The sequence below is a fragment of the Nocardia coffeae genome, assembly GCF_019890715.1.
GTDB classification, from domain to species: Bacteria; Actinomycetota; Actinomycetes; order Mycobacteriales; family Mycobacteriaceae; genus Nocardia; species Nocardia jiangxiensis.
This window is the reverse complement of sequence record NZ_JAINZY010000084.1, coordinates 1-437: the sequence shown is the minus strand read 5'-3', so window position 1 is coordinate 437 and position 437 is coordinate 1. Positions and strand designations below refer to the sequence as shown.

Annotated in this window: 1 protein-coding gene; it reads right to left on the bottom strand. The window is 70.7% G+C overall.

Annotation, left to right across the window (positions count from 1 at the left end; translation table 11 throughout):
• Positions 1–9: 9 nt before the first annotated feature.
• The coding region (locus K7711_RS47145; RefSeq protein ID WP_222979715.1) for a zinc-binding dehydrogenase at positions 10–437 on the bottom strand (428 nt) is incomplete at its 5' end.

Sequence of the window (437 nt, the reverse complement as noted above, 5' to 3'; positions counted from 1 at the left end):
GGGCGCTTCTCATGTCACCTTGATGACAACCTTGCCCGAAGTGTGACCGTTCTCGACGGTGGCGAGGGCGGCCGGGGCGTCGGAGAGCGGATGGACTGCGGTGATCACGGGTGCGAGGACTCCGTCGAGGGCCAGCCGGGCCGAGCGCTCCAGATTCTCGCGGTCGAGGCGACGCTCGACGAAGCGCCCACCGAGCTCGGCAACAGACGAATCACCCACGGCGATGACGTTGCGGGGATCCCGGGCCAGCGGAGCGACCGTCCGCAGCGAGGTGCCTCCGACCAGATCGACGATCCCGTCGAAGCCGTCCGGGGCCGGCTCGCGTGCCGCGGTGACGACGTCCCCGGCGGTGTAGTCGATGAACCGCACCCCGATGGCCTCGGCGTGCTCGCGCTTGGCGGCACTCCCGGTGCCGATCACCCTCAGCTCGCGCCCGG